This window comes from Silanimonas sp., from assembly GCF_044377035.1.
Classification (GTDB): domain Bacteria; phylum Pseudomonadota; class Gammaproteobacteria; order Xanthomonadales; family Xanthomonadaceae; genus Silanimonas.
Genome location: NZ_JBILJW010000017.1, coordinates 45,391 through 59,720, shown reverse-complemented (window position 1 = coordinate 59,720; position 14,330 = coordinate 45,391). Strand labels below are relative to the sequence as shown.

Below are 14,330 nucleotides of genomic sequence, written 5' to 3'. Positions count from 1 at the left end.
CACTGTGCGCATGACGACTCGTGATCCTGTCCAACGCGACTACATGCAGCTCGACGTCTTCGCCGACCAGCCAGGCCGGGGCAATCCCCTGGGCGTGGTGTTCGGCGCGGACGACTTCGACACCGCCGCCATGCAGGCCCTCGCCGCGTGGCTCAACCTGTCCGAAACCACCTTCGTGCTTCCGGCCACGCAGCCCGGGGCCGATTACCGCCTGCGCATTTTCACGCCGCGGCAGGAACTGCCCTTCGCCGGCCACCCGAGCGTCGGGACCGCGCACGCGGTGCTGGAGCGCGGCCTCGCGACGCCGACGGCGGCGGCCGATAGCGGCGCCCTAGTGCAGGAATGCGCGGCCGGCCTGCTGCCCCTGCGCATCAGCGGCGAGGGTGCGGCGCGCGTGATCCACGTGCGCGCACCGCGCGGTGTTGAACGCGCGGCGGATTCCCGCGCCGTGCTGGCCAGCCTCCTAGGCGCGGCGCTGGGCGCGGTGCGTCCCGCCCTCATCGACAACGGCCCGCGCTGGTGGTGCATCGAGCTCGCCGACGAAGCGACCTTGCGCCGCTTGGCACCGGACCTCGAAGCGATGGCCGCGGCGAACCGGGCCGACGGCAGCGTGGGTGTCGCGGTGTTCGCCCGCTGCAGCGGGCCGGACTACGCCCTCGTCGTCAGGGCGTTCGTCCCGGCCGACGGCATTCCGGAAGACCCGGTCACCGGCAGCGCCAACGCCGCCATCGCCGCATGGCTGCGCGCGAACAACGCCCTGCCGTCGGCGCGTTTCCGCAGCTCGCAGGGCCGCGAAGTGGGCCGCGACGGCGTGGTCGAGATCGAGGTTGATGCCGAGGGCGAGGTCTGGATCGGCGGCCTGACGCAGACCGTCATCGAGGGCACGCTGACGTGGTGACACGCCGCTTCATGCATCTGGATGTGTTCGCGCCGCGCGCCGGCGCCGGCAATCCGTTGGCGGTCGTCCTCGACGCCGAGGGCCTCGACACCGAAGCCATGCAGCGCATCGCCGCGTGGACGAACGTGATCGAAACCACCTTCGTGCTGCCGCCGACCACGCCGGAGGCCAGCTACCGCGTGCGCATCTTCACTCCGCGCCGCGAATTGGCCTTCGCCGGGCACCCGAGCGTCGGCACCGCCCATGCGGTCCTTGCGGCCGGGCTCGCCACGCCGCGCGAGGCCACCCATGGCACGCGCCAACTGGTGCAGGAGTGCGGCGCCGGGCTGCTGCCGGTGCGCGTGGAAGGTGCTGGTGCCACGCAGGCCTTGTTCGTGCAGGCCCCGGCCACGCAAGTGCTGGGGCGCCGCGGGGGCGAGGATGCTGGCCTGCGGGCGCTGCTCGGTGAGCGGCTCTCAAAGGCCGGCGCCGCGCTGATCGACAGCGGCCGCCGCTGGTGGGCCGCCGAACTCGTGGACGAAGCCGCGGTGCGCGGCTGGACGCCGGATTTCGACGGCATCGCCTCGCTGGCCTCACCGCACGAGGCGATGGGCCTCGCCGTGTTCGCGCGCTGCGCGGGTGCCGAATACGGCCTCGTCGTGCGCGCGCTGATGCCCTTCCACGGCCATTACGAGGATCCGGCGTCGGGCGCGGCGAACGCCGCATTGGCCGGCTACCTGCATGCGACCGGCCAAGCCACGGACCTTGGGGACCGCTACGTCGTCAGCCAGGGCCGCGAGGTGGGCCGAGACGCGCGGCTCTCGCTGCTGCGCGAGGACGGGCGGATCTGGGTGGGCGGCGCGACGCAGACGGTGGTCGCCGGGTCACTGCGCTGGTGAACGACAACGCCCCGCGCGAGGCGGGGCGTTGGTTCAGCGCTAGAAGCAAGAGGAATCAGGTTTCCGGCACCACGTCCACGCGGACGCGGATCGAATCGCCCGGGTGGTAGGGCGTTTCCGTCGTGTAGACGTGGCCGTTGTAGTCGTAGGCGACGCGGTAGCCGACCACGCGGTCCTCGCTGCGGCCGTCCGACACCGTCTGGCAGCGCTGCTCGTAGCGCACGGTCTCGCGCTCGTAGCTGCGGCCGTAGCCGTCGTCGTAGCGCTGGCGGCTGCGGTCATTGGCGATGGCACCACCAAGCAGCGCACCGGCCACGGTCGCCGCACGGCGGCCGTCGCCGTCGCCGAACTGGCGGCCGATGGCCGCGCCGACGATGCCGCCCAGCACGGTGTTGGTGGCCGAGCCCGGGCCGCCCTGGCGCGCGTAGCGGCGATCGTCGTAGCCGTAGCCGCGCTCGCGGCTGACGTAGCGCACCGGCTCCTGCCAGCACTGCTGGCGGTAGCTGGGCTCGCCCGGGGCGAGGATCGGATCGACGTTCACCACGCGCGCGGTGTCCCAGCGCGGGCCGTTGTCGCCGCGATAGCCCGAGTCGTAGCGGCTGTCGTAGTACTGCGCCGAAGCGGTGCCGGCGACGAGGGCAAGGGCGGCCACGAGGGCGGTGCGGCGGATCATCGAGTCTCTCCGGGCCGCGGGAGTGCGGCGCAAGGAGAGACTCGGGCCGCGCGGGTCAACGCAGGCTTAATCGGACGGCAGGGCGACGGCGCGTTCAGCGGGCCGAAAGCCGGCGTTCAAGGCACCGACAGCGCGGGCGCCAGCCAAGCCAGTGCCGCCTGCGCGGACCGCACCGCCGAAGGCCCCATCACCGGCGCGACGTGCCCGCCGGGCACGCGGCACAGACTGGCGCCGATGCCCTGCGCGTAGGCACCCGACACCGCCGGCGGGATGGCCTCGTCGGCGTCGCTAGCGATGAGGAGCGTGGGAACGCCGGTGTCGGACCACGGCAGGCCGGCGTGCGCTTCATGCAACACGGCGGCGCTTTCATCGCGCCAATGCCGGAAGGCGAGCTGCTGGTCGGCGAAGCCCGCCTCGGGCAGGGCGCGTTGCGTGCTCGCGAAGCGTCCCTCGGAGCACCAGGGCACGACATCGCTGGAGTTAGTGAACGGCGGAACCGCCGCGATCCAGGGCGCCGGCGGCAGCGGATTCACGAGGACGAGGGCCCGGGGGCGCGATGCCTGCGCCACGCGCGCCATGGCCGCGACGGCCAACAGCCCACCGAGGCTGGCACCCACCAGGACGTCGACGGGCGCCGCCTCCACCGCATCGACCGCCTGCGCCACGTAATCGTCGAAGCGCGTCGCAGCGAGGCCTCCGGCGGCCGGCTCGAAATCCGGCGCATCAACCTGCCAGCCCTCGGCTTCGAACAGGCGACGCCAGATCACCCACTGGCCACCCCAGGCGCCGGCGCCGTGCAGGAACAGCGCGCGCGGGTTCAACGCAGCGCGGCGTCCAGGGTGATCGGCACCGACAGCGCCTTCGACACCACGCAGTTGGCCTTGGCGTTGTTGGCGAACTCGGCGAAGCTCGCCGCGTCGAGACCGGGCACGGTGGCGCGCACCGTCAGCGCGATCCCGGTGATGGCCGGGCCGCTGGCTTCGCCGACCGACAGAGCGAGCTTCGCTTCGGTGTCGATGCGCGTGACGACATGGCCGGCGGTCTCGAGCATGAAGCCCAAGGCCATCGAATAGCAGCCGGCATGCGCGGCGGCGATCAGCTCCTCGGGGTTCGTTCCCTTCTCGTCGCCGAAGCGCGTGCCGAAGCCGAAGCGCTGCTCGGCGAACACCCCGCTCTGCGGCGTGCTGATGCCGCCGCGTCCGGTCTTGAGGGCGCCTTCCCAGAAGGCGGTAGCGGTGCGGGGCAGCGTGGCCATGGCGACATTCCTAGGGTGGGGGAGAAGCGCAGGAGTCTACGCCCGCCCTCCAGCAGGCGGTTTGCTTGGGAGGGCCCACCCCTGCCCGCCGCGAGGCGGCCATCGGGGGCTATGCTCGCGGCTCGTCCCGACTCCGCCCAGGTCCCCATGCGCCGCTTCCGTCGCCCGCTGCTCACTCTCGCCTGCCTGCTGCCCACCGTTGCGATCGCCCAAGGCGCTCCCGCGACGGCGCAGGACATCGTCATCGTGCGCGCCGAGCGCGTGCTGGCTGATCCGGCCACCGGCCGCGTGGCCCCGGCCACGCTGGTGATCCGCGGCGGCCGCATCGAGGCGCTGCTGCCCGGCGCCGACGCCGAAGTGGCCACGCCCGAGGGCGAGGGCCGGGTGAGCGAGTTCCGCTTCCAAGGCACGACCCACACGGTGCTGCCGGGCCTGATCGACAGCCACGTGCACCTCACCGGCAATCCGGCCGAACCGTTCTGGCAGTCCGTGGTCGAAACCGACGAACGCGCGGCAATCATGGGCGTACGCAATGCGCTTCGCACCGTGCAGGCCGGCTTCACCACGGTGCGAGACCTCGGCGCGCCGGGCGGCTCGGGCTACGCCCTGCGCGACGCCATCCGCGAGGGTGACGTGCCCGGCCCGCGCATCCTCTCCGCTGGGCGGATGGTTTCGATCATTGGCGGCCACGGCGACCTCACCGGCTTCCGTCCCGAAGTGACGCGGGCGATGGACGGCGGCAACACCTGCACCGGCGCCGAGCAGTGCGCCGAAGTGGTGCGCACGCTGTCGCGCGCGGGGGCGGACGTCATCAAGTTCGCAGCCACCGGCGGCGTGCTCTCGCAGCAGAACCGCGGGCTCGGCCAGCACTTCACCGATGCCGAGATGAAGGCGATCGTTGATACCGCCCATCAACTCGGGCTGAAGGTGGCCTCGCACGCGCACGGCGCCGAGGGCGTGGCCGCTGCGGCGCGCGCCGGCGTCGATTCGATCGAGCACGGCACCTACGTCGACGAGGCCGGCATCCGCGCGATGAAGGCCAGCGGCACCTACCTCGTGCCGACCCTGTCGCCGACCATCGCCTATCGCGAGAACCTTCCGAAGGGCCTCTACACGGCCGTCGTCGCGGCGAAGATCCGCGTGCGCCTCGAAGCCACCGGCAAGAACATCGCCGCCGCGCGCCAGGCCGGCCTGCCCATCGCCTACGGCACCGATTCCGGCGTCTCCGAACACGGCCGCAACGCCGAGGAGATGCCGCTGATGGTGCAGTACGGCGGCATGAGCCCGCAGGAAGTCGTGGTCTCGGCCACCCGCACCGCGGCGCAGCTGCTCGGCCTCGAGAACGAGATCGGCCAGCTGGCGCCCGGCTTCTCGGGCGACGTGGTGGTGGTGGAGGGCGACCCGCTCGCCGACCTCGCCGCCCTGCAGCGCGACCGCATCCGTCTCGTGGTGGCGGCAGGCCGCGTGGTGCCGATGCCCGAGAAGGCCGTCGACCGCGCGGTCGTCACCCTGCCCTGACCGGCCGCGACACCGGCGATGTCCGGCGCGTTCAGTCCGACCACGTCGCTCGCGCTGGCCGACGCGATCCTCGCGCTGCACCTCGCCGTCGTGGTCTTCAACGTCGTGATGCCGCCGGCCATCCTCGCCGGCGCGTGGCGCGGCTGGCGCTGGGTGCGGCATCGCGGGCTGCGGCTGGCGCACCTCGGCGGCATGGCCGTGGTCGCCCTGCAGGCGGCGCTCGGCGACCTGTGCTTCCTCACCGTCTGGGAGGCCGAGCTGCGCCGCGGCGCCGGCCAACACGGCAGCGGTGGAGGCTTCATCGAAACCCTGCTCGCCGAGGCGCTGTATGTCGACGTGCCGCTGGGGGTATTGATCCCGATCTATCTCGGCTGGGCCGCGCTGTCGCTGGCGCTGTGGTGGCTCGTGCCGCCGAGGCGGCACGGCCGGCGCTGACGCCGCTTCAGATCGTGAAGCGGTAGCTCAGCTTGACCAGCAGCTGCTCGCTGTCGCGCAGGTCGAAGGCATTGCCGAACTCGTCTCCGAGGCTGAAGCCGTCCTGCGATTCCTGGAACAGCGAACCGCCGCGCACGTAGGCGATGTAGAGGTCGGAGAGCGGCGCGATCTGGTAGCGGTAGCGCACCTGGAAGCCGAGGTTGCGCAGCGCGAAATCATCCAGCGGCTCGGTGGTGCGGCTTGCGACGCCGCCCGGCGCCACGCGCCAGAGGGCGCGGGCCTCGGCGTCGAGGCCGATGGCTTCGAGGCGCACGCGCAGTTCCTGCTTCGCATCGATCTGCCAGGTGGTGCCGGCCGAGAGGAAGGCCTGCTGGCCGGAGAACTGCCCCAAGGCATTGCCGCCACGCCAGATCACCCAGTCCGGGTTGTCGATGAGCTGCAGGCTCGCGGTGAAGCGCAGGCGGTCGTTGGCGTGGTAGGTGGTTTCGCCGAGAAGTTCGACAAGCCGCCTGCTGCCGCCGTCGAAGCCCTCGTTGACGCTGCGCAGCTTGCCGTAGTGCTCGAAGCGCCCCTCGGGCACACGCGCCCAGTAGCGCTCGGCGAAGATCCCGACGCGCCGGGGCAGACGCACGTGGCCGTTGCCGCGCAGGACGAGGTCGTCGTTGAGCGGGCCGGTGACGAAGACGTCCCAGAGCCGGTTGCCGCCGTCGCGGTACTCGCTGTACTGGTTGATGGCCACCGTGTTGAAGAGGCGCAGGCCGCGGTCGTTGTAGCGGCTGGAGGCGGCGTAGCGCGTCTGGTGCGAGGCGAACCGGCTGTCCTCGGGAAGATCGGCCTCGCGCTTCGCCACTTCATAGCGCACGTAGTTGAAATTGTTGCGCTCGAGGAAACCGAAATCGTTCAACTGCAGGTTCTTGCCGAGGTGCAGGGCATACAGCTGCTGCCGCCAGCCGCCGCCGAGCTCGTGGTCGATGCGCAGCTGGCCGCCGCTGTCGCGGCCGCCGCGGGTCGGGTCCTCGATGTCGGAGGCCGCGAGCCCGCCGCGCACGGTCAGGCCGTCATGCGGCGTCCAGACCTGGTCGAAGGACGCAACACGCGCCACGCGGTCGAGGAAGGGGCGCTTCACTTCGGTCAGCATCGCGCCGCTCGTCCAGCCCTCGCCGGCCGTGCTGGCGCGCGCCGCGACGAAATCGCGACCCGCCGGGCCGTCCTCGGTCGCCGCGAACAGGCCGTAGCCGATGCGGCCGGCGCTGCCGTTGAGCTTCACCGCGCCGGTCACGTCGCCGGCACCGCGGCCATCGTCGGCACCAGCGCCGACGCGACGGGTGTAGAGCAGCCGGTTGGCGTTGTTCAGGCCGCCGAAGCCGACGTCGAAGTAGGCCTGGTTCTCAGTGAAGAAGGGCCGCTTGTCGTTGAAGAACACTTCGGTCGCGCCGAAGTTCACCACCAGCTCGTCGCTCTCGACCTGGCCGAAATCGGGATTGAGCGTGGCCGAGAGCTGGAAGCGCCCGTTCGGCTTCCAGAACAGGTCGGCACCGGCGGCACTCCGGAAGCGGCCGTCCACCTGGTCCTGCAGGCCCGAGACATAGGGCGTGATGGCGAGCAGTGACTGCTCGAAGGCCGGCACCTCGATCTTCTCCAGCACCGACAGGAAGCGCGGCTCGTTCCAGCTCACCGTCGGCCAGCCGTAGCGCGCATTGCTGTGACCGATCACGCGGTCCAGTGAGAGCCCGATCGTGCGTTGGCCGTCCTTCGACTGCGCCATCGGCGCGACGTGCCAGGGGATCAGCACCTCGGCCGACCAGCCCTCGGCATCCTCCGAGGTGGCCTGCTGCCAATCGCCGTCCCAGTCGTCGTTGAACTGGTTCTCGTTGGCGATCGTGGTGTCGCCGATGTCGCCGGCCATCGTCACCACGAAGTTGTAGCCGCTGCGGCCGTCGCCGTCGAAATCGACGTAGACGTTGACGCGGTCCGCGGGCGGCACGTTGTCGCGTCCGCCGCGCGGAGCGAGCCGAGGCACGCCGGCGGGCTGGTGGTTGCGGAAGGCGATGGCGAGGCCGTCGGGGGTCGATTTCACCCAGGCCTCGGTACCCAGCGATGCGGGCTCGCGGGTGAGCGGCTGCACACCGCGGAAGTCGGTGATGTGGCGGGCATCGGCCCACTCGGCGGAATCGATGCGGCCGTCGAGCGTGATCGCCGTCCTTGCAGCGAGGCCCTGCGCGGCCAGCGCGGCGAACAGGACGAGGCCGAGGCGCGTCGGCGAGGGAGGGAACACTGGGCGCATGGCGGCCTCGGGGCGAACAACGGCCGCCAGCCTGAACCGTCGATCGGGCGCACGCGTCACCCGGAAGTCACCCCGCCCCGGGGCAGGGTCAGCCGCGATTCACTTCTTCGCCGCGGCCTTCTTCGAGCGCTTCGCCGGTGCCGACGTCGACGGCTCGACCTTCTTGCGCGGCTTCTTCGGCTTCGGCTCGTCCTTGGGCTGCAGCATGGTGCCGGTGCACTTGGCCGAGCCGCAGCGGCATTCCCAGAGTTTCTTCAACGCCGGGGTGTAGGGCTCGTCGAGCACGATGCCGTAGTTGTAGCTCAGCTCCTCGCCCGCGGCGATGTCGCGCAGGGCGTGGATGTAGACCTTGTCCTTGTGCTTCTTGCCCTTGGCGTTCTCTTCCTGCACGGCCTCGCAGTTCGGCGCGCAGCTGTGGTTGATCCAGCGCGCGACGTTGCCGTCGATGTTCGCGTCGATCACGAACTCATCGTTGAGGCTGAACAGGAAGGTGTGGCCGGTCTCGTCGTGGCCCGCGTAATCGGCATCGACGTCGGCATGGGCGCGCACTTCGCCCTTGTAGCGCACCACGCGCTCGCCCTTGGCGATGGCCTCGGTGGCGAACACGCCGTTGCCGTGGATGGACGACTGGCGGCGTTCGATTTTCTTTGGCATGGGTCAAGGCGCGTGGCGGGAAGAGGCCTATTCTGGCCGCGTCCCGAGCGCAGGAACAGCCCATGTCCGCCGTCGAGAGTTGGCACGAGGAAAAGCAGTCGGCGTGGCTGTACCGGCGGCTGGCCGCCGCCGAGAGCGATGCCCGGATGGCGGCGCTGTTCGAGCAGCTCGCCGGCACGGCCGAGCAGCAGGCGCAGCGCTGGGCGGCGCTGGCGCCGGCCTTGCCGCCGTTCGTCCCGACCGCGCGCGCGCGCGCCGTGGGCGCCCTGCTGGGGCGCGTGCCGCCGAAGCGGCTCCTCCCGCTGCTTCGCGCCCTGAAGGTGCGCGGCCTGTCGGCCTACGACGCGGCACCCGCCGGCCATGCCCGGCACACCCGCGTGGAAGACATCGGCCATCGCCACCGTGGGCCCGGCGGCGGCTCGCTGCGCGCCGCGGTGTTCGGCATCAACGACGGCCTCGTCTCCAACGCCAGCCTGATCCTCGGCATGGTCGGCGCGGGCTCCGGCGATGCGACGGTGCTGGCCGCGGGTGTCGCCGGCCTGCTGGCCGGCGCCCTGTCGATGGCGGCCGGCGAGTACGTCTCGGTGCGCTCGCAGCGCGAACTGTTCGAGTACCAGATCGGGCTGGAGCGCGAGGAGCTCGCCGAGTACCCCGAAGCGGAGGCCGAGGAGCTGGCCCTGATCTACGCGGCCCGCGGCATCGATCCAGCGGATGCCCGGCGAATGGCCGACCAACTGGTCGCGAACCCCGAGCACGCGCTCGACGTGCTGGCCCGCGAGGAGCTGGGCCTGAACCCGGACGACCTCGGCTCGCCCTGGGGTGCGGCGATCTCGTCCTTCCTCGCCTTCGCTGTCGGCGCCACCCTGCCCCTGCTGCCCTTCGTGTTCGGTGCCGCACTGCCGACGGCCGCCTACATCGGCGGTGGGCTGTCCGCCGCGGGCCTGTTCGCGACCGGCGCGGCGATGAGCCTGTTCTCGGGCCGGAACGCCTTCGGCGGCGGCCTGCGCATGCTCGCCATCGGCGGCGGGGCGGGCGCCCTCACCTTCGCGATCGGCCACCTGCTGGGTGGCGTGATCGCCTGAGGCCGAGGCTCAGGCGGCCACGGGGCGCGCGTCGCGGTTCATCCGCCAGCGCCGCTCCTGCACCACGATCACCGCGAGATAGAGCACGACCACGGCGGCAGGAATCGCCACATAGCGATGGTCCGGCAGCGCGTAGTGCAGCGCCAGCACGGCCACGACACGGGCCACCGCGTGGGCGTAGCCGACCCAATGGCCGATGATCCAGCTGTACACCATCCACATCGACACGCTGAGCACGGCGACGCCGAGCGGCATCGCGCTGGGTTCCACGATGCCGAAAGGAATGGCGATGGCGTAGGCCAGCAGGGCCTGCGCCATGCCGACGAAGAACAGGTTCTGGAACGCGTTCTTCGGCTTCGACTTGTCGAGGAAGTCCTCGCCGGTGAGCTTCGAGAGCCCCATGCCGAGGTAGGCGATCATCCCGGTGGCGATCACCAGCACCAGCAGCATCGTCGACTCGGGCAGGAACAGTCCGGCCACGCCCACCGCAGCCCAGGCGATCGTGCCGGCCAGCGGCATGGCCAGCCCACGCGCGGCCGCGAACTCGGCGCGCTGGATTTCGAGGCTGCGCTCAGAAGAAGACATGGCGCATCCAGCCGAAGCCACCGGTCCAGTACGCCACCCAGGCGAAGCCAAAGCTGGCCCAGCCGAAGCCCTTGGCGGCCTTGATGGTCCGGCCGATCACATAGGCGCCGGCGGCGATCAGGGCGATGCGGGTCAGGTCACGCGATTCCACGGCTGCTCTCCTCTCACCGCCCCCACCGTGGGGGCGTGGAGGCAGTCTCCCGAAAGCCAAACCTGCGCCCCATCCACGGGCGTCAGGACTTGTGGGTGACGGGTGTCACCTGGGCCAGTGGCGCCCGACGCTCACCAATCGGTGGGGGCGTAATCCTTCAAGAACTGGCCCCACACGTGCTGGCCGCTGTTAATGCCGCCGATGATGGGATCCACGATGCGCGCCGCACCATCCACGATGTCGAGCGGAGGATGAAAGCGCTCTTCGATGGTTTTGCGCGCCGCGATTTCGATCGGGTCTTCGTCGGTCACCCATCCAGTATCGACCGCATTCATGTGAATGCCGTCACCGTGATAATCGGCGGCGGACGTGCGCGTCATCATGTTCAGCGCCGCCTTCGCCATATTCGTATGCGGATGCTTGGTGGTCTTGAAGTTGCGATAGAACTGCCCCTCCACCGCCGACACATTCACGATGTGCTTGTCGCGTTCCGGGGTACGCAGCATGAGTGTCTTCAGGCGCGCATTGATGATGAAGGGCGCGACCGCGTTGACCAACTGTGTTTCGAGCAGCTCCACCGCCGGCACTTCATCCATCTGCAAACGCCACGAGTTCCGACCGCGCAAATCCACCTGCTGCAGGTCTTTGTCGACGCGGCCTTCCGGAAACAGATGCGCTTGCCCCAGGAGCTCGTCGGCCAGCAGCGGAACCTGTGAAAGCTCGGCCGCACGCGCAATACCCGCCTGCGTGGCCAAGTTGGGGCCATCCACCAAGGCCTGACTGCCACCCGGCAGCAGATCCGCCGCGCGCAAGCCTTCGTATCCGCCCACCAGATTGCGGATGTGCTCCGGCAACTCATGCAGGGCTTTCGTTTCGCCGGCCATCATGTGCGCGTAGAACGCCGGCGGGCGGCGAACCGTCTGGCAGGCGTTGTTGATGATGAAGTCGAGGCGCGGCCGGGTCGCGACCAACTCGGCACAGAAGGCTTCCACGCTGGGCGTGTGGCGAAGGTCGAGTCCGAACACTTCAAGTCGATGGCCCCACTCCGAAAAGTCCGGCTCCTGCGCGTAGCGCTGCGCGGAGTCGCGGGGGAAGCGCGTGGTCACGATCAGGTCGGCACCGGCACGAAGCAGCTTCAATCCGGCCTGGTAGCCAATCTTCACCCGGCCGCCGGTGAGCAGCGCCACACGCCCACGGAGATCCGTGGTCTCGGTGCGCTTGAAGAAATTCAGTTCCGCGCAGGGCGGGCAAAGTTGATCGTAGAAGTGATGCACCAGCGTGTACTTCTGCTTGCACACATAGCAGTGCAGAAGCTCGGGCGACTCGCCCAACAAGACCGGCTCGGCCGCATTGTTGCGCGGATCGTGCTGGCCGGCAGGATGCGGCGGAAAGTAGTTCGGCGTGGTGAATACCGGCTTGCTGCGCAAGGTGCGGATGCCGGTTTGATCGAGCAGAGCTTCGGTCTTCCGTGCCTTCTCGCGAGCGGCCTCGCGCAGCGCTTCCTTGTTTTTCTTGCGGCGTTCGCGCGGCTCCGGGTGATGCACCAAGGCCACCGCCTGCAGCAGGCGAACACGCTCGGCCTCGGGCAAAGCCTCCAGAAGCGCGCGGTCGTCGCGAACGGCCTCGAGCAGCTCAATTGCCGTGCGGGCGCGATCAGGGAAGGAAGCAGCCTCGTCAACGGGCGAGGAGTGAAGCGTTTGGGTCATGGTGTAGGCCGTGAAGCGCGATTGCGCAAAGAGAAGGCGCGTCAGCGCTGATCGAAGGCGTGTCGGTATGCCCCGCCTGCTGGCGCTCATTGTCTCCGGAACCGGGCCCGGCCACACGGCTGGCGGCTCCCTTCACACCCCGCCGATTGAGCGGGCCGGGGTCAATCCGTACAATTCCGGTCCTGATTCAGCCCGGGGCCGCCCGGGCTCCGGCCAGCCCTTCCGCCAGCCCCTGCGAGCGACCGCCCCGATGCTCCGCGTCACCAAACTCACCGACTACGCCACCGTGGTGCTCACGGTGCTCGCCGAGCAGGCCGAGCGCGTGCACAGCGCCGCCGAGCTGGCCGAGCGCTCGCGGGTGGAGGCCGCCACGGTCGCCAAGGTGCTGAAGCTGCTGGCGCAGGCAGGGCTGGTCGAGAGTTTCCGCGGCGCGGCCGGCGGCTACCGGCTGGCACGGTCGGCGGCGCAAATCCGCTTGGCCGACATCGTCGAGGCCCTCGAGGGCCCGCTGGGCATGACCGCCTGCAGCGTGCACGACGGTGACTGCGGCATCGAGGCCCATTGCGGCATCCGGGCCGGCTGGCAGCGCATCAACGACGTGCTGCTCGACGCGCTGAACCGCACCACCCTGGCCGACATGCTGGCGCCCGCCCTGGCGCCCGTTCCCAAGAACCCCAAAGCCATCCCGGCCGCCCTGGTCCCGTCGACCTGAGCGCGCCCCGAGGAGAGCCATCATGACCGCACCCACCGTCGAGACCCTTCTGCCCTCCGGCACCCCGCTCGAGGCCGGCGTCGAGGAAGCCCTCAACCGCCGCTACGACGCCGGTTTCATCACCGACATCGAGACCGAATCCTTCGCCGCCGGCCTGGGCGAGGACGTCGTGCGCGCGATCTCGGCCAAGAAGAACGAGCCGGAGTGGATGACCGAGTGGCGCCTGAAGGCCTACCGCCATTGGCTGACGATGACGCCGCCGGAGTGGGCGAAGCTCAACATCGCGCCGATCGACTACCAGGCCATCAGCTATTTCGCCGCGCCGAAGAACGCCCCGAAGTCGCTGGACGAGATCGACCCCAAGCTGCTCGAGGCCTACGACAAGCTCGGCGTGCCGCTGCACGAGCGCGCGCGCCTTGCCGGCATCGCCGTCGACGCCGTTTTCGACTCGGTCTCGGTCGGCACCACGTACAAGGACGAGCTGAAGAAGGCCGGCGTGATCTTCTGCTCGATCAGCGAGGCGATGCACGAGCATCCCGAGCTGGTGAAGCAGTACCTCGGATCGGTCGTTCCGGTCGGCGACAACTACTTCGCCGCGCTGAACTCGGCCGTGTTCTCCGACGGCAGCTTCGTGTTCATCCCGAAGAACACCCGCTGCCCGATGGAGCTCAGCACCTACTTCCGCATCAACGCCGGCCACACCGGCCAGTTCGAGCGCACGCTGATCATCTGCGAGGAGAAAGCCTACGTCTCCTATCTCGAAGGCTGCACCGCGCCGATGCGCGACGAGAACCAGCTGCACGCCGCGGTGGTCGAGCTGGTGGCGCTGGACGACGCCGAGATCAAGTACAGCACGGTGCAGAACTGGTACCCCGGCGACGAGAACGGCGTGGGCGGCATCTACAACTTCGTGACCAAGCGCGGCGAGTGCCGCGGCGCACGCTCGAAGATCAGCTGGACGCAGGTGGAAACCGGCTCGGCCATCACCTGGAAGTACCCGAGCTGCGTGCTGCTCGGCGACGACTCGGTGGGCGAGTTCTACTCGGTGGCCCTCACCCACCACCGCCAGCAGGCCGACACCGGCACCAAGATGGTGCACATCGGCAAGAACACCAAGAGCACCATCGTCTCCAAGGGCATCAGCGCCGGGCGCGGCCAGAACACTTACCGCGGGCTGGTGAAGGTGGAGAAGACCGCCGCCAACGCACGCAACTACACGCAGTGCGACTCGCTGCTGATCGGCAAGCGCTGCGGCGCGCACACCTTCCCCTACATCGAGGTGAAGAACGCCAGCGCCACCGTCGAGCACGAGGCCACCACCTCGAAGATCAGCGACGACCAGCTGTTCTACTGCCGCGCCCGCGGGATCGGCGAAGAAGACGCGGTGAGCCTGATCGTCGACGGCTTCTGCAAGCAGGTCTTCAAGGAGCTGCCGATGGAGTTCGCCGTGGAAGCCAAGAAGCTGCTTGAAGTCAGCCTCGAAGGGGCAGTGGGATGAA

At 69.8% G+C, this 14,330-nt stretch carries 14 protein-coding genes and 1 pseudogene; 7 read left to right on the top strand and 8 right to left on the bottom strand.

What is annotated here, in order from left to right; translation table 11 throughout:
* The first annotated feature begins 10 nt into the window (after window positions 1-10).
* Window positions 11-898, top strand: a complete 888-nt coding sequence (locus tag ACIQ6S_RS10605; protein ID WP_397608338.1) for a PhzF family phenazine biosynthesis protein — start codon at window positions 11-13, stop codon at window positions 896-898.
* Window positions 892-1,776, top strand: coding sequence for a PhzF family phenazine biosynthesis protein (locus ACIQ6S_RS10600; RefSeq protein WP_397608337.1), 885 nt, complete (start codon window positions 892-894; stop codon window positions 1,774-1,776). Before ACIQ6S_RS10605 ends, ACIQ6S_RS10600 begins: the two co-directional genes overlap by 7 nt.
* Before the next feature lie 55 nt (window positions 1,777-1,831).
* Here the strand turns inward: ACIQ6S_RS10600 and ACIQ6S_RS10595 are convergent, their stop codons facing one another.
* From ACIQ6S_RS10595 to ACIQ6S_RS10585, 3 genes are all read right to left on the bottom strand, one after another.
* Window positions 1,832-2,449, bottom strand: a complete 618-nt coding sequence (locus ACIQ6S_RS10595) for a glycine zipper 2TM domain-containing protein (protein WP_297866170.1) — start codon at window positions 2,447-2,449, stop codon at window positions 1,832-1,834.
* Between the two features lie 116 nt (window positions 2,450-2,565).
* On the bottom strand, window positions 2,566-3,270 hold the full coding sequence (locus tag ACIQ6S_RS10590) for an alpha/beta fold hydrolase (protein WP_397608336.1): 705 nt from the start codon (window positions 3,268-3,270) through the stop codon (window positions 2,566-2,568).
* Window positions 3,267-3,704, bottom strand: coding sequence for an OsmC family protein (locus ACIQ6S_RS10585; protein ID WP_397608335.1), 438 nt, complete (start codon window positions 3,702-3,704; stop codon window positions 3,267-3,269). Before ACIQ6S_RS10585 ends, ACIQ6S_RS10590 begins: the two co-directional genes overlap by 4 nt.
* Window positions 3,705-3,851: 147 nt before the next feature.
* On the opposite strand from ACIQ6S_RS10585, the gene ACIQ6S_RS10580 reads away from it, so the two are divergent.
* Window positions 3,852-5,222, top strand: coding sequence for an amidohydrolase family protein (locus tag ACIQ6S_RS10580; RefSeq protein WP_397608334.1), 1,371 nt, complete (start codon window positions 3,852-3,854; stop codon window positions 5,220-5,222).
* An 18-nt stretch (window positions 5,223-5,240) separates the two neighbouring features.
* Complete coding sequence (locus tag ACIQ6S_RS10575) at window positions 5,241-5,657, top strand: DUF2784 family protein (RefSeq protein WP_397608333.1); 417 nt, start codon at window positions 5,241-5,243, stop codon at window positions 5,655-5,657.
* A 7-nt stretch (window positions 5,658-5,664) separates the two neighbouring features.
* Here the strand turns inward: ACIQ6S_RS10575 and ACIQ6S_RS10570 are convergent, their stop codons facing one another.
* Window positions 5,665-7,941: a DUF5916 domain-containing protein gene (locus ACIQ6S_RS10570; RefSeq protein WP_397608332.1), complete on the bottom strand. Its 2,277-nt coding sequence runs from the start codon at window positions 7,939-7,941 to the stop codon at window positions 5,665-5,667.
* Between the two features lie 192 nt (window positions 7,942-8,133).
* Window positions 8,134-8,595, bottom strand: a pseudogene (locus ACIQ6S_RS10565) (SET domain-containing protein); the annotation flags it as partial.
* A 62-nt stretch (window positions 8,596-8,657) separates the two neighbouring features.
* Here ACIQ6S_RS10565 and ACIQ6S_RS10560 point away from each other — a divergent pair.
* Window positions 8,658-9,677 (top strand): VIT1/CCC1 transporter family protein, encoded by a 1,020-nt coding sequence (locus ACIQ6S_RS10560; protein WP_397608331.1) that lies wholly within the window; start codon window positions 8,658-8,660, stop codon window positions 9,675-9,677.
* Between the two features lie 9 nt (window positions 9,678-9,686).
* On the opposite strand, the gene ACIQ6S_RS10555 is transcribed toward ACIQ6S_RS10560, so the two are convergent.
* From ACIQ6S_RS10555 to ACIQ6S_RS10545, 3 genes are all read right to left on the bottom strand, one after another.
* On the bottom strand, window positions 9,687-10,262 hold the full coding sequence (locus tag ACIQ6S_RS10555; protein WP_397608330.1) for a DUF7010 family protein: 576 nt from the start codon (window positions 10,260-10,262) through the stop codon (window positions 9,687-9,689).
* Window positions 10,249-10,413: a hypothetical protein gene (locus ACIQ6S_RS10550; protein WP_397608329.1), complete on the bottom strand. Its 165-nt coding sequence runs from the start codon at window positions 10,411-10,413 to the stop codon at window positions 10,249-10,251. Before ACIQ6S_RS10550 ends, ACIQ6S_RS10555 begins: the two co-directional genes overlap by 14 nt.
* A gap of 131 nt (window positions 10,414-10,544) precedes the next feature.
* Window positions 10,545-12,119 carry an SDR family NAD(P)-dependent oxidoreductase gene (locus ACIQ6S_RS10545; RefSeq protein WP_397608328.1) on the bottom strand — a complete coding sequence of 525 codons (1,575 nt, stop codon included), beginning with the start codon at window positions 12,117-12,119 and terminating at the stop codon, window positions 10,545-10,547.
* Between the two features lie 250 nt (window positions 12,120-12,369).
* Between ACIQ6S_RS10545 and ACIQ6S_RS10540 the strand changes: the two genes are divergently transcribed.
* A complete protein-coding gene (locus tag ACIQ6S_RS10540) occupies window positions 12,370-12,831 on the top strand; it encodes an SUF system Fe-S cluster assembly regulator (protein WP_397608327.1) in 462 nt (153 codons plus the stop codon).
* A gap of 22 nt (window positions 12,832-12,853) precedes the next feature.
* The gene (gene sufB / locus ACIQ6S_RS10535; protein ID WP_397608326.1) at window positions 12,854-14,329 is read left to right on the top strand and encodes a Fe-S cluster assembly protein SufB; all 1,476 of its coding nucleotides are present in this window, start codon (window positions 12,854-12,856) and stop codon (window positions 14,327-14,329) included.
* The last annotated feature ends 1 nt before the right edge of the window (window position 14,330 follow it).